Source organism: Pantoea sp. DY-15, from assembly GCF_019795935.1.
Classification (GTDB): domain Bacteria; phylum Pseudomonadota; class Gammaproteobacteria; order Enterobacterales; family Enterobacteriaceae; genus Pantoea; species Pantoea leporis.
Map to the genome: position 1 here is coordinate 154,987 of NZ_JAIMIF010000006.1, position 21,710 is coordinate 176,696.

16 protein-coding genes and 1 tRNA gene are annotated in these 21,710 nt (G+C 56.1%); 16 read left to right on the forward strand and 1 reads right to left on the reverse strand.

Annotation, left to right across the window (positions count from 1 at the left end):
- Positions 1 to 7 precede the first annotated feature (7 nt).
- A complete protein-coding gene (locus tag K5Y32_RS21040) occupies positions 8 to 304 on the forward strand; it encodes an HTH-type transcriptional regulator (protein WP_008104629.1) in 297 nt (98 codons plus the stop codon).
- A 43-nt stretch (positions 305 to 347) separates the two neighbouring features.
- On the opposite strand, the gene K5Y32_RS21045 is transcribed toward K5Y32_RS21040, so the two are convergent.
- Entirely contained in the window at positions 348 to 941 is a 594-nt protein-coding gene (locus K5Y32_RS21045; RefSeq protein ID WP_222185683.1) for an HD domain-containing protein, read from the reverse strand.
- A 62-nt stretch (positions 942 to 1,003) separates the two neighbouring features.
- On the opposite strand from K5Y32_RS21045, the gene K5Y32_RS21050 reads away from it, so the two are divergent.
- The 15 genes from K5Y32_RS21050 (at position 1,004) to bcsD (ending at position 21,708) form a co-directional block, all read left to right on the forward strand.
- A complete protein-coding gene (locus K5Y32_RS21050) occupies positions 1,004 to 1,468 on the forward strand; it encodes a MarR family winged helix-turn-helix transcriptional regulator (protein ID WP_110867890.1) in 465 nt (154 codons plus the stop codon).
- Positions 1,469 to 1,567: 99 nt separating this feature from the next.
- Positions 1,568 to 1,996, forward strand: coding sequence for an organic hydroperoxide resistance protein (locus tag K5Y32_RS21055; protein WP_222185684.1), 429 nt, complete (start codon positions 1,568 to 1,570; stop codon positions 1,994 to 1,996).
- Positions 1,997 to 2,264: 268 nt separating this feature from the next.
- The gene (gene eptB / locus K5Y32_RS21060) at positions 2,265 to 3,956 is read left to right on the forward strand and encodes a kdo(2)-lipid A phosphoethanolamine 7''-transferase (RefSeq protein ID WP_101763805.1); all 1,692 of its coding nucleotides are present in this window, start codon (positions 2,265 to 2,267) and stop codon (positions 3,954 to 3,956) included.
- A gap of 103 nt (positions 3,957 to 4,059) precedes the next feature.
- A tRNA-Pro gene (locus K5Y32_RS21065) sits at positions 4,060 to 4,136 on the forward strand.
- Between the two features lie 957 nt (positions 4,137 to 5,093).
- Positions 5,094 to 6,704: a dipeptide ABC transporter periplasmic-binding protein DppA gene (gene dppA, locus K5Y32_RS21070; protein WP_101763804.1), complete on the forward strand. Its 1,611-nt coding sequence runs from the start codon at positions 5,094 to 5,096 to the stop codon at positions 6,702 to 6,704.
- 197 nt (positions 6,705 to 6,901) lie between these two features.
- Positions 6,902 to 7,921 (forward strand): dipeptide ABC transporter permease DppB, encoded by a 1,020-nt coding sequence (gene dppB, locus K5Y32_RS21075; protein ID WP_110867892.1) that lies wholly within the window; start codon positions 6,902 to 6,904, stop codon positions 7,919 to 7,921.
- A 9-nt stretch (positions 7,922 to 7,930) separates the two neighbouring features.
- On the forward strand, positions 7,931 to 8,833 hold the full coding sequence (gene dppC, locus K5Y32_RS21080) for a dipeptide ABC transporter permease DppC (protein WP_061719333.1): 903 nt from the start codon (positions 7,931 to 7,933) through the stop codon (positions 8,831 to 8,833).
- Positions 8,834 to 8,845: 12 nt separating this feature from the next.
- Positions 8,846 to 9,832: a dipeptide ABC transporter ATP-binding protein gene (gene dppD / locus K5Y32_RS21085; protein WP_008104610.1), complete on the forward strand. Its 987-nt coding sequence runs from the start codon at positions 8,846 to 8,848 to the stop codon at positions 9,830 to 9,832.
- On the forward strand, positions 9,822 to 10,832 hold the full coding sequence (gene dppF, locus K5Y32_RS21090) for a dipeptide ABC transporter ATP-binding subunit DppF (protein WP_137384884.1): 1,011 nt from the start codon (positions 9,822 to 9,824) through the stop codon (positions 10,830 to 10,832). The genes dppD and dppF overlap by 11 nt, the downstream gene beginning before the upstream one ends.
- Positions 10,833 to 11,305: 473 nt before the next feature.
- Positions 11,306 to 11,965 carry a cellulose biosynthesis protein BcsO gene (gene bcsO / locus K5Y32_RS21095; RefSeq protein WP_222185685.1) on the forward strand — a complete coding sequence of 220 codons (660 nt, stop codon included), beginning with the start codon at positions 11,306 to 11,308 and terminating at the stop codon, positions 11,963 to 11,965.
- Complete coding sequence (bcsQ, locus tag K5Y32_RS21100) at positions 11,956 to 12,756, forward strand: cellulose biosynthesis protein BcsQ (RefSeq protein ID WP_222185686.1); 801 nt, start codon at positions 11,956 to 11,958, stop codon at positions 12,754 to 12,756. Before bcsO ends, bcsQ begins: the two co-directional genes overlap by 10 nt.
- A 54-nt stretch (positions 12,757 to 12,810) precedes the next feature.
- Positions 12,811 to 14,916 carry a UDP-forming cellulose synthase catalytic subunit gene (bcsA, locus tag K5Y32_RS21105; RefSeq protein WP_222185687.1) on the forward strand — a complete coding sequence of 702 codons (2,106 nt, stop codon included), beginning with the start codon at positions 12,811 to 12,813 and terminating at the stop codon, positions 14,914 to 14,916.
- Positions 14,913 to 17,447, forward strand: a complete 2,535-nt coding sequence (bcsB, locus tag K5Y32_RS21110) for a cellulose biosynthesis cyclic di-GMP-binding regulatory protein BcsB (RefSeq protein ID WP_222185688.1) — start codon at positions 14,913 to 14,915, stop codon at positions 17,445 to 17,447. The genes bcsA and bcsB overlap by 4 nt, the downstream gene beginning before the upstream one ends.
- Positions 17,448 to 17,458: 11 nt before the next feature.
- Positions 17,459 to 21,262 (forward strand): cellulose biosynthesis protein BcsC, encoded by a 3,804-nt coding sequence (locus tag K5Y32_RS21115; RefSeq protein WP_222185689.1) that lies wholly within the window; start codon positions 17,459 to 17,461, stop codon positions 21,260 to 21,262.
- Positions 21,262 to 21,708, forward strand: a complete 447-nt coding sequence (gene bcsD, locus K5Y32_RS21120; protein WP_008104594.1) for a cellulose biosynthesis protein BcsD — start codon at positions 21,262 to 21,264, stop codon at positions 21,706 to 21,708. The genes K5Y32_RS21115 and bcsD overlap by 1 nt, the downstream gene beginning before the upstream one ends.
- The last annotated feature ends 2 nt before the right edge of the window (positions 21,709 to 21,710 follow it).

Here is a 21,710-nt window from a genome sequence, read left to right on the forward strand (position 1 = left end):
GTTCTCTATGGAATTAAAAGATCCCATGGTCGAGTTGCTCAGCAGCCTTGAGCAGATTGTTTTGACACGTGACGCGAAGCCATCCGTATCAGAAATTTCAATCAATCAGACTACAGTTCCCGAGCCGCAGCGTTTACGCGAGATGACCGGCATGCAGGTTGACGAATTTGCCCGTGTGATGGGTGTCAGCGTTTCGTCAGTGAAAAGCTGGGAGGCGCAACGTACACGTCCTTCCGCTACGGCGCGTAAATTGATGAAGTTGTTGCAGGCCAACCCTTATTTAGGGCGTCAGCTGCTGGAGTAATCCCTTTTTTGGGATGATCCAACCCGCCTTGATGGCGGGTTTTTTAATTTATGGCGCCATACTTTGCTGCCTGTTTAACGAACCAGCTCTCCGGCACGCAGTGCGGCGGTTGCGCTAACTGCGCAAGCCCTTGTTTGATGGTCTGCTCTGCCTGCCGCCAAAGATGGCTATCGCCCTCGCGCAGTAGCTGAATCTGAATCTGCTTTTCCACCAGATAGACGCGCGCAAAGTCGGCATCGTACTGCACGATGGCGCGGGTGTTGTCGATGATGTCGGCCAGCTTGATGGTTTGCGCTTCGGGCGAGGCATCGGCGGTATGACGAAAATGCGCCAGCTTGCGTGCGGCGCGGTTTTTTGCCGCAGGCTGCGCGCTGTCGGTGAGCTGGTCCACCAGTTCCGCCACGCGCGGGCCGAAATGGCGTTCGATATCGTCAATGGTGCTGGGCGTGTCTTCTACCGTGTCATGCAGCCAGGCGGCGGCAATCATCTGTTCATCATCGGTAACGCTACGCACTAATTCGGCGACGGCAGCCGGATGCACAATGTAAGGCTCGTCAGTGTATTTGCGACGTTGACCCGCAGCGGCATGCGCCTCAGTGGCATAACGGCGCGCTTGCTCTTCCAGTGAATCTCGCATATTTCACTCTCCCAGAGAAAAGTCGCTTGCAATTATCTAGCGCGCTATTTATATTGAAACCCATGAACAGTAATCAAGATGACAAAAAAGTGAAGCAGGCGCCACTTCAGTTAGATCAGCAGCTCTGCTTTGCGCTGTATTCGGCGAATCTCGCGATGCACAAAGTCTATCGCCAGCTGCTATCAAAGCTGGAGATTACCTATCCGCAATATCTGGTGATGCTGGTGCTGTGGAATCAGGACGATGTGACGGTCTCTGAGATTGGCGAGCAGCTGTTTCTTGATTCAGCTACGCTGACGCCGCTGTTGAAACGTCTGGAGAGCGCGGGTTTATTGCATCGCCAGCGTTCCCGTCAGGATGAGCGTCAGGTTGTGGTAACGCTGACCGATGAAGGTCGTGCGTTGCGTGACAAAGCAGAAAGTATTCCGGAAGCCATTCAGTGCGCAACAGCCTGCGATGACCAGGTGATGGCATCTCTGAAAGCTCAGTTAGACGAGTTGCGCGATAGCCTTTACCGCGCCAATTAATAAACAGGGGAAGTCGCTGTCCAGACAACCCAAAAGATGACGTTCAGGTTTGCGCATAATAAGTAGTGCGCGATTATATAGCGAATTAATGAGGTTATTATGTCTTTAGAAAAAGTTGTTTACACTGCAAAAGCTAAAGCTACCGGCGGTCGTGATGGTCGTGCTACTTCTTCCGACAACGTGCTGGATGTAAAACTGGGCGTGCCAAAAGAGATGGGCGGCGCAGGCGGCGAAGTGACTAACCCAGAGCAGCTGTTTGCTGCAGGTTATTCAGCGTGTTTCCTCGGTGCGATGAAGTTTGTGGCTGGCCGCGACAAGATTGCGATGCCGAAAGATGCGTGGATTGAAGGCGAAGTTGGCATTGGCCCAATCCCGAACGGTTTCGGTATTGAAGCCAAGCTGAATATCCATCTGCCAGAGATGGACGCAGCTGAAGCGCAGAAGCTGGTGGATGCGGCACATATCGTTTGCCCATACTCAAACGCAACGCGTGGCAACATCGACGTGACGCTGAACATCATCAACTAATTGATGTTGTTAATGACAAAAGGCTCCTGCGGGAGCCTTTTTTACATATGAATAAAACGCTAACCGGTTCGATTAGAAAATTTATCTGGTCTTACCATTGGTTAAATGTTCTACTGCTCGGCTTCGCGCCATCGCCCTTTCGCCAGTCGGAATCGTCCCGATCCTGCATCTTGCGTCACGCTTTTTCTGCGGTTTAGCGAACTCTGCTGTCTTTAAACAGTCACATAACGGTTGATACAACGACACCAGGTCGGGAATAGAAATTTTCATGAATTATATTAAAAGTTTAACGCAGCAGAAGCTGTCACTACTGCTTGCGTTATATCTCGGTATCTTACTGAATTTACCGATATTTTATCGCCGCTTTGACGGCTTCTTAACGAAATCCAATATCTCTAATTGGCTCTCCGCGGCGGCGGAAGTGATGGCAGCTGTGCTGCTGACTTTCTTCCTGATGCGCTTACTGTCGCTGGGCGGCAAATGGGTTTACCGCATTCTCGCCACACTCACCGTGATCATCTCTGTTGCCGCCGCCTATTACATGGCGTTCTTCAACGTGGTGATCGGCTACGGCATTATCGCCTCGGTGATGACCACCGATATCGATCTCTCTAAAGAAGTGATTGGTCTGCATTTCGTGCTGTGGATGGTGCTGGTGAGCGCGCTGCCACTGCTGCTTATCTGGCGCAATAAGCTTAGCCAAACGCTGATTGAACAACTTAAAACGCCAGGGCAACGTTTGAAGCCGGTAGCCATTATGCTGCTGAGCGTGGCGCTGGTCTGGCTGCCGATTCGCTATTTCGACAAACTGCAGAAGGTGAATGAAGAGATCACCAACATCGATTTGCCGAGCTATGGCGGCGTGGTGGCGCACTCGTATCTGCCATCCAACTGGATTGCCGCGCTGGGCCTGTTCGCCTGGACCAAAGTTGATGAAGAGTGGGATGGTCAGAAATTACTCGATCCGGCAAAAGAGTTTACTTACGTCGCGCCTGCGGGCATCGACGATACCTATATGGTGTTTGTGATTGGCGAAACCACGCGCTGGGATCACATGGGCATGCTCGGCTACGATCGTGATACCACGCCGAAGCTGTCGAAAGAGAAGAATCTGGTCGCGTTCCGTGGTGAATCTTGTGATACCGCCACCAAGCTGTCGTTGCGCTGCATGTTCGTGCGCGAAGGCGGCACCATGGATAATCCGGGCCGCACGTTGAAAGAACAAAATGTTTTCGCCGTGTTGAAAGAGCTGGGCTTCACGTCTGAGCTGTTCGCGATGCAGAGCGAAGTGTGGTTCTACGATAACGCTGACACCAATAACTTCTCGTTCCGCGAGCAGATTGGTTCAGAGAAGCGTAATCAGGGCAAAGCGGTCGATGACATGCTGTTAGTGCCGGAGTTGCAGGCATCGCTACAGCGCTTCCCGAAAGGCAAGCACGTGGTGATTCTGCACACCAAAGGCTCGCACTACCTTTATTCTCAGCGTTACCCGCGAGACTTCGCGCGCTATCAGCCGGAGTGCATGGGCGTTGATGAGAAGTGCAGTAAAGCGCAGTTGATTAACGCCTACGACAACTCGATTTTATACGTTGATACCATGCTGGATAGCGTGCTCGATCAGTTGCGTGATAAGAAGGCGATTGTGTTCTACGCCTCCGATCACGGTGAATCAATCAGCGAGAATATGCACTTGCACGGCACACCGCGCGAGATGGCGCCACCGGAGCAGTTCCGTGTACCGATGATGGTGTGGGCTTCTGATAAGTATCTTGAGGATCCAACCAACCGCAGCAACTTCGAACGTTTACAGGCGCAGCAGCGCGTGGGTAAAACCCATCGTCATGTTGAACTGTTCGATACCATTATGGGATGCCTCGGCTACACCTCACCGGACGGCGGAATTAAAGACGCAAACAACTGGTGTTCAGCACCTGCGGCCGCGCCTGCTAAAGCACTGTGATTTTTTGGGGTTGTTGACCGCTGCTTGCTTTCCAGGCGATCAGTTGGGTTTTCAGTAAAAGGCATTGACGCTTTTTTAGCAGCACAGTAATATGCGCCCCCATCGGCGAGTAGCGCAGCTTGGTAGCGCAACTGGTTTGGGACCAGTGGGTCGGAGGTTCGAATCCTCTCTCGCCGACCATTTTTGAAGAAGCCTGCTTTTATAAGCAGGTTTTTTTTCGTCTGTAATTTGTTGGGCCTTGTGCCGATCAGGCTGAAATACAGGGCCGCTCCGTAAAGTCGCCGTGGACACATCCCTGTGGGCTCTGCCGACGCATCCATGCGTCGGAAGCTTTACTCCGCGGCCCTGTATCTCATCCTTAATGAGGCTCCGATGCGTTGCCTTTTACCGCCACACCAATGCTGATCAGCGATGGGAAGGCGGCTCGGTTAGCAAAGCGTCCGCCGCAGGGATGCGGCGGTCGAGGCTACAGGGATGTATTTACGCCGACTTTGCGTTCGAGCCGCCTTTCCTGAGCAACGCACCGAGCGAACAGCAAAACCCGTCGATTTAACCCTTCCGCGCGTCAAACCAATAATAACCATTAATATCTCCAGTTTACTCTCCGCATCCCTTGCCAAATCACACCAACAGGCTTAATTCGCGAAACATTCTTCTTATGACCGGTTTATGCATCATGCTGATTTCTTATGCCATTTCCCTAGCACATTCCGCTGCCTGAACGTCATAACGCACGCAGAATCGTTCAGATATTCAACATTTACCAATAAGTTTCGTGTGTTTTTTAGCGGTGATAATCACTGTCATTTGGCTACATAGCCAGATAATCACGCGGCATTGAGTGCTTTATCACCTTTTTTAATTTTGGCTTAGGCGCGCAAGGGTGTTTTTTATCGTTGCTTGCACTTACTCACACTCTGTGTAAATAACCCCACACTGTATTGACGTTCATTGCAACTGTTGACAAATTGATGCGTCAATAAAATGTAGAGAAGGACGTGTCTGACAGATTCCACGGTGCCAGCACAAAAAAATAACCGCTCACATTTTGCTTACTCTTAATTGACCTGCCCGAACCGCATAAAAAAATCAGAGGTCGGGCGACGCACACAACATCACATCACAATGGAGCAAAACATGATCAACTCCCTGGCTAAATCCAGGATGCTGAAGGTCGGTCTCAGCCTGATTGCTATGACCGTTGCCGCTGGTGTCCAGGCGAAAACCCTCGTTTATTGTTCAGAAGGTTCGCCGGAAGGCTTCAACCCGCAGCTCTTCACATCGGGTACCACCTACGACGCAAGCTCCGTACCGATCTACAACCGTCTGGTTGAATTCAAAACCGGTACCACCGAGCTGCAGCCAGGTCTGGCAGAAAAATGGGATGTCAGCGCGGACGGTAAAACTTATACCTTCCACCTGCGTCAGGGCGTGAAGTGGCAAACCACCAAAGACTTCAAGCCAACCCGCACCTTCAATGCCGATGACGTCGTGTTCTCCTTCGAGCGTCAGCTCGACAAAAACAACAAATATCACGGTGTTTCTGGCGGCAGCTACGAATACTTCGAAGGCATGGACATGCCTAAGCTGATCGCCAAAATCGAAAAAGTTGACGATTACACCGTACGCTTCACTCTGACGCGTCCTGAAGCGCCGTTCATTGCTGACCTCGGCATGGACTTCGCCTCAATCATTTCTAAAGAATATGCCGACAACATGCTGAAAGCGGGCACGCCTGAGAAGCTGGACCTCAATCCAGTGGGCACCGGTCCGTTTGTACTGCAGCAGTATCAGAAAGACTCGCGCATTCTGTATAAAGCTAACCCAGACTTCTGGGGCACCAAGCCGAAGATTGATCGCTTAGTGTTCTCCATCACGCCAGACGCCTCTGTGCGTTATGCGAAACTGCAGAAAGGCGAGTGCCAGGTCATGCCGTACCCGAACCCGGCCGACATCGCCAGCATGAAGAAAGACGACAAAATTAACCTGATGGAACAGCCTGGTTTGAACGTCGGTTACCTGTCGTTCAACACCGAGAAAAAGCCGCTGGATAACGTGAAGGTGCGTCAGGCACTGACCATGGCGGTGAACAAACAAGCCATCATTGATGCTGTTTATCAGGGCGCTGGCCAGGCCGCGAAAAACCTGATCCCACCCACCATGTGGGGCTACAACGACGACATCAAAGATTACGCTTACGATCCTGAGAAAGCCAAAGCGCTGCTGAAAGAAGCAGGTATGGCTGATGGTTTCTCCATCGACCTGTGGGCAATGCCGGTTCAGCGTCCATACAACCCGAACGCACGTCGCATGGCGGAAATGGTTCAGGCTGACTGGGCGAAAATTGGCGTGAAAGCCAAAATCGTCACCTTCGAATGGGGCGAGTACCTGAAACGGGCAAAAGCCGGTGAACACCAGACCGTGATGATGGGCTGGACCGGTGATAATGGGGATCCGGATAACTTCTTCGCCACGCTGTTCAGCTGTGCAGCGGCGAAAGACGGTTCTAACTACTCACGTTGGTGCTACAAGCCGTTTGAAGATCTGATTCAGCCAGCGCGTGCTGAAGCCGATCACAACAAACGTATTGAACTGTACAAACAGGCTCAGGTAGTGATGCATGACCAGGCTCCAGCGCTGATCATCGCTCACTCAACCGTATACGAGCCAGTGAGTAAGAAAGTCTCTGGTTATGTGGTTGATCCATTAGGTAAACATCACTTCGAAAACGTCGATATCCAGGAATAACCTTTCGGATTATCGCGGTCAGGGCCAGCATTGCTGGCCCTCGGGCGGCACCTTCGCCGCCCGTATTCCGCTCTTTTTTTCCGGCAAATTCTACTAATGAAGCGCTTCTTGCGTCGCGTCCGCCCTTGGCTGGCTGCGAGTGTTGAGCAATGTTGTCCCCGCGGTAACGCTGTGGGAAATGTCAGAGAACCAGGCTTATGCTGCAATTCATACTCCGACGTTTGGGCCTTGTCATCCCAACGTTCATCGGTATCACATTATTGACCTTCGCGTTTGTCCACTTGATCCCCGGCGATCCGGTACTGATCATGGCCGGCGAACGCGGCATCTCTCCTGAACGTCACGCACAATTGATGGCGCAGTTTGGCCTCGATCAGCCGATGTGGAAGCAATACATCACCTACATCAACGGTGTCTTACACGGTGACCTCGGCATCTCGCTGAAAAGCCGCATCCCGGTTTGGGACGAATTCGTACCACGCTTCAAAGCCACGCTGGAACTGGGCATCTGCGCCATGTTGTTCGCGGTAGCTGTCGGCATTCCCGTCGGCGTGCTGGCCGCAGTAAAACGTGGATCGATCTTCGATCACACCGCCGTGGGCATCTCGCTCACCGGTTACTCGATGCCGATTTTCTGGTGGGGCATCATGCTGATCATGCTGGTCTCGGTGCAGTGGAACCTCACGCCGGTCTCCGGGCGCGTCAGCGACACCATCTTCCTCGACGACAGTCATCCGCTCACCGGCTTTATGCTGATCGATACGCTGTTCTGGGGCGAAGAGGGCGATTTCAAAGATGCGGTGATGCACATGATTCTGCCTGCCATCGTGCTCGGCACCATTCCGCTGGCGGTGATTGTGCGTATGACGCGCTCCTCAATGCTGGAAGTGCTGGGTGAAGATTACATCCGTACCGCGCGCGCCAAAGGTCTGACGCGTATGCGTGTGATTGTGGTCCACGCGTTGCGTAACGCCATGCTGCCGGTCGTCACCGTGATTGGTTTGCAGGTTGGTACGCTGCTGGCCGGTGCGATTCTGACCGAAACCATCTTCTCATGGCCGGGACTCGGTCGCTGGCTGATTGAAGCGCTGCAACGCCGTGACTATCCGGTAGTGCAGGGCGGCGTGCTGCTGGTGGCGATTCTGATCATCGTGGTCAACCTGCTGGTTGATCTGTTGTACGGCGTGGTCAATCCACGTATCCGTCATAAGAAATAAGGGGGAATCATGTCTGCTGTTGATCCCGCAAGCGTAACTGCTGCACCCAAGCCGATGACCCCGTTGCAGGAATTCTGGCACTACTTCAAACGTAATAAAGGCGCGGTTATCGGTTTGGTTTACATCGTTCTGATGCTGTTAATCGCTATCTTTGCTGATGTGCTGGCACCGCACGCACCGGCCGAGCAGTTCCGTGATGCCTTGCTGCATCCGCCAGTTTGGCAGGAAGGCGGCAGCTGGAGCTACATCCTCGGTACCGATGACGTGGGCCGCGATGTGCTGTCGCGTCTGATGTACGGTGCGCGCCTGTCGCTGCTGGTTGGCTGCATGGTCGTCGTGCTGTCGCTGATTCTTGGCGTGATATTTGGCCTGATGGCCGGCTACCTCGGCGGCGTGGTTGACGCCATCATTATGCGTGTGGTCGATATTATGCTGGCGCTGCCAAGCCTGCTGCTGGCCTTGGTGCTGGTGGCAATCTTCGGTCCGTCGATCGTTAATGCCTCGCTGGCGATTACCTTCGTCGCCTTGCCGCACTATATCCGTCTGACGCGTGCTGCGGTGCTGGTTGAAGTTAACCGCGACTACGTTACCGCCTCAAGCGTGGCGGGTGCCGGTACGCTGCGCCAGATGTTCATCAATATTCTGCCTAACTGCCTGGCACCGCTGATCGTGCAGGCATCATTAGGTTTCTCCAACGCCATCCTGGATATGGCGGCGTTGGGCTTTCTCGGTATGGGGGCGCAGCCGCCAACGCCGGAGTGGGGCACCATGCTCTCCGACGTGTTGCAGTATGCGCAAAGTGCCTGGTGGGTGGTGACATTCCCTGGAGTGACCATTCTGCTAACGGTTCTGGCATTCAACCTCATGGGCGATGGTTTGCGTGATGCACTCGACCCGAAACTCAAGCAGTAAAGAGGCACCGAGATGGCGTTATTAAATGTAGACAAGTTATCGGTGCATTTCGGCGACGAAAAAACACCGTTCCGTGCAGTTGACCGCATCAGCTATCAGGTCGAGCAAGGCCAGGTAGTCGGCATCGTCGGGGAATCCGGTTCCGGTAAATCGGTCAGTTCGCTGGCGATTATGGGCCTGATCGATTATCCCGGCCGCGTGATGGCCGAGAAACTGGAATTCAATCAGCGCGACCTGCAGAAAATTTCCGAAAAAGAGCGCCGCCAGTTGGTGGGCGCCGAAGTAGCGATGATCTTCCAGGACCCGATGACCAGCCTCAACCCTTGCTACACCGTGGGTTTCCAGATCATGGAAGCGCTGAAGGTGCATCAGGGTGGCAGCAAACGTACCCGTCGTCAGCGTGCGATTGATCTGCTCGATCAGGTGGGCATTCCCGACCCGGCATCGCGTCTGGATGTCTATCCGCATCAGCTATCGGGCGGGATGAGCCAGCGCGTGATGATCGCGATGGCGATTGCCTGCAAACCGAAGCTGCTGATCGCCGATGAGCCGACCACCGCGCTCGACGTGACCATTCAGGCGCAAATCATCGAACTGCTGCTGGAGTTGCAGAAGCAGGAGAACATGGCGCTGATCCTGATTACCCACGATCTGGCGCTGGTGGCCGAAGCGGCTCAGCACATCATCGTGATGTATGCCGGACAAGTGGTGGAGAGCGGTAAAGCGGTGGATATCTTCAAAGCGCCGCGTCATCCCTACACGCAAGCGCTGCTGCGCGCGCTGCCGGAGTTTGCTGCCGATAAAGCGCGTCTGGCCTCGCTGCCTGGCGTAGTGCCGGGTAAATACGATCGCCCAACCGGCTGCCTGTTAAATCCGCGCTGCCCGTATGTGACCGATCGCTGCCGCCGCGAAGAGCCGGAGCTGCGCGACATTCCTGGCCGCCAGGCCAAATGTCACTTCCCACTGGATGATGCCGGGAGACCGACTTATGAGTCTTGATAACGATAAGCAGGATTATCTGCTGCAGGCGATTGACCTGAAAAAACACTACCCGGTGAAGAAAGGTCTGTTTGGCCAGGAACGTCTGGTCAAAGCGCTGGATGGCGTCTCGTTCAACCTCGAACGCGGTAAAACGCTGGCGGTGGTGGGTGAATCCGGCTGTGGTAAATCCACGCTGGGCCGCTTGCTGACGATGATTGAAACGCCGACCGAAGGCCAGCTGTTCTGGCACGGTCAGGATCTGTTGAAACACGATCCGCAGGCGCAGAAACTGCGTCGCCAGAAAATTCAGATCGTGTTCCAGAACCCGTATGGCTCGCTCAATCCGCGTAAGAAAATCAGCCAGATTCTGGAAGAGCCGCTGGTGATCAACACCTCGCTGACCAAAGCGGAGCGCAAGGAAAAAACGCTGGAGATGATGGCGAAGGTTGGCCTGAAAACCGAGCATTACGATCGCTATCCGCACATGTTCTCGGGCGGCCAGCGTCAGCGTATCGCTATCGCGCGTGGTTTGATGCTCGATCCTGATGTGCTGATCGCCGATGAGCCGGTCTCCGCGCTCGACGTGTCGGTGCGAGCGCAGGTGCTGAATCTGATGATGGATTTGCAGCAGGATTTAGGTTTGTCCTACGTCTTCATCTCGCACGATCTCTCCGTGGTGGAACACATCGCCGATGAGGTGATGGTGATGTATCTCGGCCGCTGCGTTGAGAAGGGCAGCAAAGAGGCGATCTTCAGCAATCCGCGTCATCCTTATACGCAGGCACTGCTGTCGGCGACACCACGCCTCAACCCGGACGATCGCCGCGAGCGCATCAAACTGACGGGCGAGTTGCCAAGCCCGCTCAATCCGCCGCCGGGCTGTGCGTTTAACGCGCGCTGCCGTCGTCGTTTTGGCACCTGCGTTCAGCTGCAGCCAAAACTGAAGCAATATGGCGATCAGCAAATCGCCTGCTTCGCGGTTGATCAGGATGAAAATCAGCCGGTAGGCGTGTCATAAATTACTGCCATAAATGAATCAAGGCTCCTGCGGGAGCCTTTCTTTTTGCTGATTAATACATGAGATAAATTAACGACAAAAAGTGTTACTGCCAAAGCCCTGGCAAAAGCATTACGCCACTGCATCTGTGAACAATTGGTCCTGATTAAGATATATAGCGTAAAGGCAAATTCCTATTTTCATCATCATTGTGTGAGCAATGTCACTGTAGAATAAAATCCATAACTTGCAGCGCAGTAGAGGTTTTTCAGTAGCTTAGGTTAAAATCCCCTGCGTGATTATTTCTGTTAATTGATACTAATTAATCTCCGTCCATAAATAACTGCATGCTTTTTGCATTCCCGCTTTTTCAATCTTAAAGATAGAATTGTTTTATTGAATGCGCTGTTTTAGTAATCAGATTTGTCTCACCGTCTTTTAATGTGTGTGATATATTCGCGGAAAATTCCCTCCCGCTTTTACAGGCTCTGATCATGAAGAATTACGACGATCTGCAGCGTTTTAAAGAGAAAACGCAGACGCTTGACATCGCTTTTAAGGATATGTCCGGTCAATCGCAGGAAGCCGATCAAAGTCAGTGGGCGTTACTGCGTCAATTGACCACCGAACAAGAGCCTGAATTAGGCAGCGGTCAGCGCATCGATATGCCGCAACCACAGCCGATTCGCGGGGATGAATTCAGCGCACCGCCGGAACCGGCTCAGGCTGCACCAGCCAGCCCGACGCGCGCATCGATTCTCGATCGCCTGAACGCACCTGCCGCCGCGCAACCGGAGAGCGGCTCACCGCTGTTTCCGCCCGCGCCGTCGGTTAAGCCGCTCTCCTCTGCGACGCCATTAGCGCCGAAAGCCACGCTGGTCGAGCGCCAGGCGACAACCTCACTGTTTCCACCAGCAAAACCCGCCGCCGCGCCAGCCGCTCAGCCTGCTGCTGTTGCCGCACCGGCAGCTCCCGCGCCAATCGCGCCAGTGCCTGTGCCAACCTTGGCCGCTGCGGTTGAACCGGCACGTCCGGCTGCGCCGGCCCCGTCTCGCTTTGGTGCGCTGTTCCGCTCGCGTCCCGCCGAGCCCGCTAATTTGTTAAAAGAAACACCGTTAAAACCGCTACTGGAGAAGATTGCGCTATGCCGTTAGTTTGTGTGTGCTCGCCAAAAGGGGGAGTAGGGAAAACCACCATGGCGGCCAACCTTGCGTGGAGTCTGGCTCGCGCTGGCAGCAAGGTATTGGCAATCGATTTCGATGTTCAGAACGCCTTGCGCCTGCATTTTGGTGTACCGCTGAATGATGGTCGCGGCTTTGTGGCACGCTCTGAAGATCAGGCTGACTGGAGCCAATCGATTCTGACCACCGGCGGCAATATTTTCGTCATGCCGTATGGCGAGGTCAGCGAAGAGCAGCGTGAACGCTTTGAAGAGAACCTGGTTAAAGATCCGCATTTCCTGAAACGCGGGCTGGATACGGTGCTGAATTATCCGGGGCTGGTAATTATCGCTGATTTTCCTCCCGGTCCGGGTCCGGCGCTTAAAGCAATGCAGGCACTTGCCGATATGCATTTAGTGGTGATGTTAGCGGATACCGCATCGGTCTCGTTGCTGCCGCAAATAGAAAATGACCGCATGATCGGTCGACCGCTGAATAATAAACGTGGTCACTATTTTGTCCTTAACCAGAGCGATAACCGCCGCAATATTAGCCGTGAAGTCACCGCTTTTATGCAGCAGCGTCTGGGTGAAAACTTATTAGGCGTGGTTCATCGTGATGAAAGTGTCGCGGAAGCCAATGCCTCGCAACAATCGGTTTATGATTTCAGCCCAGCGTCTGCAGCTGCGTTTGATATCGAATTAGTGGCAAAACGCGTAGCCAATATCCTGGATATCACCGTGGGTAACGGCGAAGTTCAGGCACCTATTCGCAGCCACTATTAATAATGAGGCCGACTCCGGCCACATAATAACAACACAGCTTCTTCAGGGTGAATCATGAGTAAACTCGGGTTTTACCTGCTGCTGCTGGTGCTTGCACCGGTGGCGGCGGTAATTGTCATCACGCCTATGGACAGCCAGAAGCAATATATATTTGGCTTAATCAGCATCGGGATGATGTTTCTACTGGGCTTCAGCAAAAGCCGCAAAATAACCATCGTGATGGTTATCTTATCCGCGCTGATGTCGACCCGATATATCTGGTGGCGCACCACGGAGACGCTGCAATTTAATTCTGAGATTGAAGCGATTCTCGGTATCGGCTTATATCTGGCCGAACTGTACGTCTGGCTGATCTTAATTCTCGGCTTCCTGCAAACCACCTGGCCATTAAAACGCACCATCGAACCTCTGCCGGATGATACCAGCCTGTGGCCGACGGTGGACGTCTATGTTCCGACCTACAACGAAAGTCTCGAAGTGGTGCGTGATACCGTGCTGGCGGCGCAGTGTATTGATTACCCGCGCGACAAGCTGAAGGTCTATTTGCTGGATGACGGTAAGCGCAGTGAGTTTGCGGTATTTGCCGCCGATGTTGGCGTGGGTTACATCACCCGTGACGACAATAATCACGCTAAAGCCGGTAACCTCAACCACGCGATGAAGATCACCAAAGGTGAGCTGATTTGCATCTTCGACTGCGATCACGTGGCCACGCGCACCTTCCTGCAGGCGACGGTCGGTCCGTTCCTGAAAGACCCAAAGCTGGCGCTGCTGCAAACCCCGCACTACTTCTATTCGCCAGATCCGTTCGAGCGTAACCTGCGCGCAGCGCGCAGCATCCCGAACGAAGGTTCACTGTTCTACGGCCCGGTGCAGCAGGGTAACGATAACTGGAACGCCACCTTCTTCTGCGGTTCTTGTGCGGTGATTCGCCGTAGCGCGCTGGAAGAGATCGGTGGTTTTGCGGTGGAAACCGTGACCGAAGATGCGCATACCGCGCTGAAAATGCAGCGTCGCGGTTGGGGATCGGCCTTTTTGGCGATTCCGCTGGCGGCCGGTCTGGCGACCGAGCGTCTTGGCCTGCACGTCGTGCAGCGTAACCGCTGGGCGCGTGGCATGACGCAGATCTTCCGCGTTGATAATCCGCTGTTTGGCCGTGGATTGAAGTGGCAGCAGCGTCTGTGCTACCTCAACGCCATGCTGCACTTCCAGTTTGGCTTGCCGCGCGTGGCGTTCCTGACGGCACCGCTGGCCTACCTGCTGTTTAACCTGAATATCATTCACTCGTCAGCCTCGCTGATTTTCGCCTACGTCCTACCGCATCTAGTGATGTCGCTCTACGTCAACTCGCGAATGAACGGCAAGTTCCGTTACACCTTCTGGGGCGAAATCTACGAAACCGTGATGTGCTTCCACCTTGTCATTCCAACGCTGCTCACCATGCTGGCGCCGAAGCGCGGTAAGTTTAACGTAACGGATAAAGGCGGCCTGCTCGATCAGGGCTTCTTCGACTTCCACATCGTGCGTCCGCATGTGATTGTCGCGGTGCTGCTGTCGATCGGCATCATCGCGGGCGTGGTGCGTGCGACCGCGCATGACTACTTTGGCGTTGATCCTTACGTTATTGCGCTCAACGTCGGCTGGGCGGTATTCAGCCTGGTTATCCTGATGGCGGCGATTGCCGTGGCGCGCGAAACCAAGCAGGTGCGTAAAACCATCCGTATTGAAGTGCAGATTCCGGCGGTGATTCACTACGCCAGCGGCATCTCGTCACGCACGAAAACCAGCGATCTGTCGATGGGCGGCGCGCAGCTGGATGCGCCGGACAATCGTCATGAGCACGATGAAATTGAAGAGATCGATCTGCTGCTGAAGTCGGGCACTATCACCATTCCGGTGAACAAAATTTCCGGCGATGAGGAGAGCATCCGTCTGCGCTTTGGCGATATGCCGCTGTCGCGCCGCCGTGAGCTGGTGCGCGTGGTACTGGCGCGTGCCGATGCGTGGATTCAGCCAGAGTATAAGCAAGACAATCCACTGATTTCGCTTGGCACCATTATTCGTACCGTATTTGAGCTGTTCTGGCTGACCTGGAAAGATCGCCGTGAGAAGCGTAAGCGTGACAACCAGCCCGCGGTAAAAGAGGACAGCGCTGCATGAAGAATTTGACGCAAACGTTGCTGGCAAGCTCGCTGGCAACGGCGCTGCTGCTCGCACCAGCGTGGGCCGAAACCCCGCCAGTCACTCAGGATAGCGGCGCGCTTTCAGACGTGCCGCCGCCGCAAGGTATTGAAAGTGCCGCCGATCAACAGCTGCAACAGGCGGCGGGCGCTGCACCTTATGCGCCAGCGGAAACCGCACCGCAAACTGCTCCGGAAACCGTACCGGAAGCCGCATCGACAATGGAAAACGACGCGCCTGCTGAACCTGCTGCCAGCGAACCTGCTGCTGCCGCACCAGAAATGGTGCTGCCAACGGTAACGCCAACCGCACCGGCGGTAATGCCAGAAACGGCTTCCGTGACGCTTAACCAGCCAATCAGCAGCACCGTTTCGGTGGCGCAGATGGGCCAGCCACGCGGCATTACGCTGACCGGCGGCCAGCTGCAATCCGGTATCATGTTCACCCTGCCCAGCGATGAAGTGATCACCAACGCGCGTCTTAATCTGTCGCTGCGCGTCTCGGCGGCGCTGGCCGCGCGTAACACCTCGCTGCAGCTGATGCTGAACGGTCAGCCGCTGGGTACCTTGCCTTTAGGCGCCAGCGACAGCGATGTCAGCGATTACCAGCTGGATATTCCGGCGGCGATGGTGGTCTCCAGCAACAACCTCAGCTTCAAGATTAACGATGCCGACAAGCTGCTGTGCGAGAAAGAGAGCGCGCAGCAGTATCAGGTGTCGATTTTGCCGAAAACCACGCTGAGCCTCGAAGGCCAGCAGCTGAACATCGGCACCAGCCTGCGTAACTTCCCGCGTCCGTTTATCGATGCGCAGCGCATGACGCCAGCCAGCGTCACCTTTGGCTTTGCCGCCAATGTCGCGCCGGACAGCATCAGCGCCGCTGCGCTGGTGGCATCGTGGATGGGCATTCAGTCGGATTATCGTGGCATCCGTTTCCCGGTGGTGCGCGGCGATCTGCCTGAACACAACGGCATTCTGGTCGGCCATCCGGGCGACAAAATTGGTACCGTAACCTTGCCAGCCACCAGTGGTCCGCTGCTGCAGGTGATCGATAACCCGAACAATCCGGTCTACAAATTGCTGCTGGTGGTGGGCGCGAATGACGATCAACTGCGTCAGGCCGCTAACCGTTTAACCACTCAGCCGCTGGCGACCGATGCCAGCAGCCTTAACGTGCAGCCGCAGCCGATTGGCGTGCGTAAGCCGTACGATGCGCCGCGCTGGATCAACACCACGCGTCCGGTGCGTCTGAGCGAACTGCTGCGCAAAGATCAGAGCCTGACCACCACCGGCATCTGGCACGATGCGCTGAGCGTCAACTTCCGCGCTGCGCCAGACCTGTTCCTGTGGGATGGCGATACCATTCCGGTGGAGCTGCATTATCGCTTCCCATCCGAAAGCTGGATTGATGAGGACAACTCGTTCCTCAACGTCATGATTAACGGCACGTTCCTGCGCAATCTAACGGTGAATAAAGTCGGCTTGCTGGAGAGCGCCTGGCATCGGCTGGGCGGCGACGCGCGTCAGGAGCATTACACCCTGAAGCTCGAACCCTATCTGATTTACGGTGATAACCAGCTGGCGCTCTACTTCAACATCAAGCCGAAAGCGGATGCGCCGTGCGGCGTGCTGCTGAACAACAACATTAAGAGCCGCATCGAAGAGGATTCGTGGATCGATCTGAGCCACACGCGCCACTTCACCATGCTGCCAAATCTCTCTTATTTTGTTGGCGCTTCGTTCCCGTTCTCGCGTCTGGCGGACTTCTCGCAGACCACGCTGCTGCTGCCGGAACAACCAAGCGATGCGGAGATCGCCACGCTGCTGGATATGGCCTCACGCGCCGGTAACGCTACCGGCGTGCCGCTGCTGCAAAATCAGGTGCTGTTTGGCCTGCCAAACGGCGGCACCAACATGACGCGCCTGCAGCAGAGCGATCTGCTGGCGGTGAGCACCACGCAGAACAACGACTTCAACCAGGCAATGCTGGCGAACACGCCGTTCGATACCAGCGGCAACACGCTGGGCGTGAAAGAGCCCACCACCTGGGACAAACTGCGTGGCTGGCTGACCGGCGACTGGTATCGCCAGCCGCTGGATGCCGATCGTTACTTCTCCTCCAACGAAGCGTGGCGCGGCTTTGTCAGCTATCGATCGCCGTGGAACCCGGATCGCTTAGTGGTGATGACGGTGGCGACCAGCGATCAGCAACTGCTGCGCCTGCATGAAGACCTGAATTCTGCACGCATCAACGCCGGGATTCGCGGCGATACCGCCATCATCACCGATGAGAACGGCATTCGCAGCTTCCGCGTCGGCCCGCAATTCCCGAGCGGCGAAATGCCGTGGTACATGATGGTGGTGTGGTATGCCAACCAGCACTCGGTGCTGATGGCGCTGGCGGCGCTGCTGCTTTCAGCGTTGGTCGGCGGCGGTGCGTGGGTGATGCTGAAACGTCATGCGTGGCGTCGTCTTAATCCAAAAGTTGATAGCAAGTCCGGCAAGAAGTAAGGATAAAAACAATGAAAAAACATCTGTTAAGTGCCGGTATTCGCCATGCCCTGATTCTGGGTGGGGCGCTGACGCTCTCTCAGCCGCTGCTGGCGGCGGAGAGCAGTAATCCTGCGTTACAGGCGCTGTTCGATCAGGCGGCTTACTGGCACCAGAAAGCGCATGACGATTTGGCCAAAGCCTCGCTGCAGAAAGTGCTGATGGTTGAGCCGAACAACACGCAAGCGCTCTATCTGCTGGCGCTCTATTCACAGCAGAGCGGCGGCACGGCGGAAGCGGCGCAGTGGCGTGCGCGCCTGAGCGCGGCCTCGCCGAACGATCCGCATCTCACCGAGCTGGATAACGCCCGCCAGCTGCAAACCATTCCGCAGGCGCAGCTGCAGTTGGCGCGCCAGCAGGCACGCAGCGGCAACATCGCGGCGTCGCTGCAAACCTGGCGTAACACCTTCAGTGGCAACGAGCCGCCGCCGAGCGTGGCAGCCGAATATTATCTGACCATGGCGGGCGATCGTTCGCTGCTGCCGCAGGCGGTTGAAGCGCTGCGTCAGTTCTCCGCCGATCATCCGCAGGATACCGGTGCCAAACTGGCGCTGGGTAAAGCGCTGACCTATCAGGAAGCAACGCGTCGTCAGGGTATCGATGTGCTCGGCAGCCTGGCAGACGGCAACAAAGAAGCGGATCGTTCACTGCGTCAGGCGCTGTTGTGGCTTGGTCCGCAGGCTTCCGATGCGTCGCTGTACCAAACCTGGCAGCAGCGCCATCCGCAAGACAACGCGGTGCTGGATTACTACCGTAAAAACGTCGGCGGCGCTGAGAAGGGTGCGGGCTTTACCGCGCTGAACAGCGGCGACGTCAGCAACGCGCAGAACAACTTTGAGAAAGTGCTGCAAGCCAACCCGCAAGATGCGGATGCGCTGGCCGGTATGGGCTATGTTGCCCAGCGCGCTGGACGTTATGCCGAAGCGGCGGATTACCTGACGCGCGCAGCGCAGATGGGTGGCGATCAGAGCGACACGCGCCAGAAGCAGGCCGCCGATGCACGCTTCTACGCGCAGCTGGGCACCGCGCAGCAGGCGCTGAAAAATGGTGACAGCGCGCAGGCGTTGGCGCTGAGCGAACCGCTGGCGCAGGCCGATGGCGAGAAAGGCGTCTCCGCTAAACTGTTCCGCGCCGATGTGCAGCGTCGCAGCAATCAGCTCGATCAGGCGGAGCAAACCTATCGCGCCATCCTGCAAAGCGATGCCAATAACCGCAACGCCAAAGAAGGCTTGTTCTACGTGCTGCGTCAGCAGAACCGTGGCGCAGAAGCCAATACGTTGCTGGCGTCGCTGCCCGACAGCGTGCGCCAAAGCGTGGCACCGCGCGGCAGCAGTACCGATCCAATTCGTGCCCAGGCCAAACGTGAAGTGGCGGCGGGCAATAACAGTGCCGCCATCGCCACCTTGACCTCGGGTATTCAGCGCTATCCTAACGATGGCTGGCTGCGTCTCGATTTGGCACGTCTCTACCGCGCGCAGGGCAATAACATGATGGCGGCCAATATCATGCAGCCCACTATGCGCAGCGGCGCCAGCACCACCGAACTCTACGCGGGTGCGTTAAACGCCAGCGAAAGCAGCGCGTGGCAGCAGGCGAGTCAGTTGCTGTCTCGCATTCCCAACAGCAGCAAAAACAGCGATATGCGCGAGCTGGCGCAGCGCGTCAACTTCAACCTGCAGATGGCTACCGCCGATCAGTATCTGGCGCAGGGCTCGAACGCGGCAGCAGCCAACACCTTGCGTGCGCTGGCCTCTACGCCGCCCGCCAATCCGGTTGATGCCGGTAACCTGGCGCAGAAGCTGGCGAAAGCCGGCGATCTCACCACTGCCGTCTCCGTGGTGCGCAGCAACATGCAGCGCGGCATTCAGGGCAACGCCGGTGATTACGCCGCGCAGGTGGCGGTGCTGAATCAGGCCGGGCAGAATACCGAAGCGCAGAGCTTCCTCAGTAGCCCGGAACTGCAGGCACGCAGCACGCCAACCCAGCTGGCGGGCATCCGCAACGGCTACGTGATCAACGAAGTGGATCGTCTGCGCGAGCAGAAACAGTACGCCGCCGCTTACGACAAGCTGGTGGGCGCGCTGCAGCACGATCCGCAGAACCGCGATCTGATGTTCGCCATGGCGCGACTCTATCAGTCCGGCAAGATGAACAAAGAAGCGGGCGTGGTGTACGACTACCTGATGACGCAGGATACGCCAACGCAAGATGCGCGCACCGGCGCCATCAACGTGGCGCTGGCGCAGAATGACGTCAACAAAGCCAATACCTTAACGCGCGGCCTGCGCAATGAGCAGTCGCCGGATCGCTTGCTACTGTTAGCCCGCGTGGCCGAAGCCAATGGCGAACACAGCCAGGCGATGAGCTACCTGCGTACCGCGCGCGGTCAGCTGATTGGTCTGCAGGGCGCAGAAACCGGCAGCGTACCAAGCGTTGGCGGTCTGGCGCTGGCCGACAATCCGTTTATCAATCGCGGCACCTCGCCGGTGGGCCGCACGCCGTCCAGCTATGGCGCGGTGATGCCGTGGCAGTCGGCTCCGGCGGCCACCAGCAGCGCCGAAGGCGTGACGCTGGCGAGCAACACGCCGGCGATTCAGCAGAGCCAGACGCTGCGCCAAATCGACAACATGATGGATGACCTGCAAGAGAAAACCGGCACCTGGGTGCAGGGCGAAATGCAGGTACGCGGTCGTGATGGCGAATCAGGCTTGAGCAAACTCACCGAAGCCAAAGCGCCGCTCACCTTCTCCACCGTGCCGTTTGGCGAGTCGCGCTTCGACTTCACCATGACGCCGGTTTCCCTCACCGCCGGCAGCGCCGGTGGCGACGCATGGCGTCGTTTCGGCACCAACTCGCTGGTGCAGGGACAAGTGGTGGCATCGGGTGATGCGAAAATCGACGATGTGCCCAACTCCTCCACCGATTCGCAATCCGCGACCGGCGTGGAGCTGAACATGGCGCTGAAGGGCGACAGCTACAAGATTGACCTCGGCAGCACGCCGCTGGGTCAGGACTTGAGCACGCTGGTGGGCGGCGTGCAGTGGTCGCCGAAGCTGACCGACTTCCTGACGCTGATCCTCACCGGTGAACGTCGCGCGATGACCGACAGCTTGCTGTCGTATGTCGGCGTCGAAGACAAAACCAGCGGTAAACGCTGGGGCCGCGTGACCAAAAACGGCGGTAACGCCTTGCTGAGTTACGACAACGGCGATGCCGGTTTCTATGTCGGCGGCGGCGCGTATAGCTACATCGGCGAAAACGTGGCGAGCAACAACAGCGTGCAGGCCACCGCAGGCGCGTATGTGCGCCCGTATCATCTTGACGATCGCGAGCTGAAAGTCGGCATGAGCTTGTCGTGGATGGATTACTCGAAAAACCTCAGCTACTTCAGCTACGGTCAGGGCGGTTACTTCAGCCCGCAGAACTATGCGTCGGTGTCGTTCCCTATCGAGTTCAGCCGCAAGTTTGACGATCTGAAAGTGAACGTCGGCGGTTCGGTGGGTTATCAATCCTACAGCCAGGATAAGAGCGCCTACTTCCCGAATAATCCGTCGTTGCAGGCGCAGCTGCAAAGTCTGGCCGATCAAGGCTACGTGAAGGATGCGTTCTACAGCGGCGACAGCAAAAACGGCATTGGCTACAACCTGCATGCCGGTGCGGATTATAAGATCAACAAAGATGTCACCGTGGGCGGTCAGCTCGGCTACGACACCTTTGGCGATTACAACGAAAGCACAGCCAATCTGTACTTTCGTTACATGTTCGGAGATTACTAATGAGTGAGCAAGTAACCGCGCGCGTCAGCCATCCGCATCAGCCGGGCTGGTTTGATTTGGTGAGCGCGATGATTGAGAGCATGCTGGACAACGCGGGCGAGGAAGCAGAAGGCTTCCTCAACGGAGTCGGCGTATCGCTGGCAACACGCTATCCTTTACCCGACGCGCGCACCGTGCAGGATCTGGAGCGTGAAATGAATTTGCAGCTGGCGCGATTTAACTGGGGCTTTGTGCAATTACAGCCGCAGGAGAATGCCATTCTGATTCAGCACCACGCGCTGCCGCAGGGTGACAGCAACGTCGGTGTTGAACGTTGGCAGCTGGCGTTGAGCGCGGTGCTGGCGGGCGTGTATGCGCAGTGGCTGCAGGCACAAGGCGGCAGCGCGGCGGTGCCGGTGACGCTGGAGAACAACGACGGCGGCACGCTGCACTATCGATATCAATAGGA

What these genes read in the sequence shown, in the direction of transcription:
- bcsQ (WP_222185686.1), top strand. Translation starts at nt 11,956, where the DNA reads ATGCCGTTAGTTTGTGTGTGCTCGCCAAAAGGGGGAGTAGGGAAAACC.
- dppF (WP_137384884.1), top strand. Translation starts at nt 9,822, where the DNA reads ATGAGTCTTGATAACGATAAGCAGGATTATCTGCTGCAGGCGATTGAC.
- bcsO (WP_222185685.1), top strand. Translation starts at nt 11,306, where the DNA reads ATGAAGAATTACGACGATCTGCAGCGTTTTAAAGAGAAAACGCAGACG.
- dppB (WP_110867892.1), top strand. Translation starts at nt 6,902, where the DNA reads ATGCTGCAATTCATACTCCGACGTTTGGGCCTTGTCATCCCAACGTTC.
- K5Y32_RS21115 (WP_222185689.1), top strand. Translation starts at nt 17,459, where the DNA reads ATGAAAAAACATCTGTTAAGTGCCGGTATTCGCCATGCCCTGATTCTG.
- dppA (WP_101763804.1), top strand. Translation starts at nt 5,094, where the DNA reads ATGATCAACTCCCTGGCTAAATCCAGGATGCTGAAGGTCGGTCTCAGC.
- bcsA (WP_222185687.1), top strand. Translation starts at nt 12,811, where the DNA reads ATGAGTAAACTCGGGTTTTACCTGCTGCTGCTGGTGCTTGCACCGGTG.
- eptB (WP_101763805.1), top strand. Translation starts at nt 2,265, where the DNA reads ATGAATTATATTAAAAGTTTAACGCAGCAGAAGCTGTCACTACTGCTT.
- K5Y32_RS21050 (WP_110867890.1), top strand. Translation starts at nt 1,004, where the DNA reads ATGAACAGTAATCAAGATGACAAAAAAGTGAAGCAGGCGCCACTTCAG.
- dppD (WP_008104610.1), top strand. Translation starts at nt 8,846, where the DNA reads ATGGCGTTATTAAATGTAGACAAGTTATCGGTGCATTTCGGCGACGAA.
- dppC (WP_061719333.1), top strand. Translation starts at nt 7,931, where the DNA reads ATGTCTGCTGTTGATCCCGCAAGCGTAACTGCTGCACCCAAGCCGATG.
- bcsB (WP_222185688.1), top strand. Translation starts at nt 14,913, where the DNA reads ATGAAGAATTTGACGCAAACGTTGCTGGCAAGCTCGCTGGCAACGGCG.
- K5Y32_RS21040 (WP_008104629.1), top strand. Translation starts at nt 8, where the DNA reads ATGGAATTAAAAGATCCCATGGTCGAGTTGCTCAGCAGCCTTGAGCAG.
- K5Y32_RS21045 (WP_222185683.1), bottom strand. Translation starts at nt 941, where the DNA reads ATGCGAGATTCACTGGAAGAGCAAGCGCGCCGTTATGCCACTGAGGCG.
- bcsD (WP_008104594.1), top strand. Translation starts at nt 21,262, where the DNA reads ATGAGTGAGCAAGTAACCGCGCGCGTCAGCCATCCGCATCAGCCGGGC.
- K5Y32_RS21055 (WP_222185684.1), top strand. Translation starts at nt 1,568, where the DNA reads ATGTCTTTAGAAAAAGTTGTTTACACTGCAAAAGCTAAAGCTACCGGC.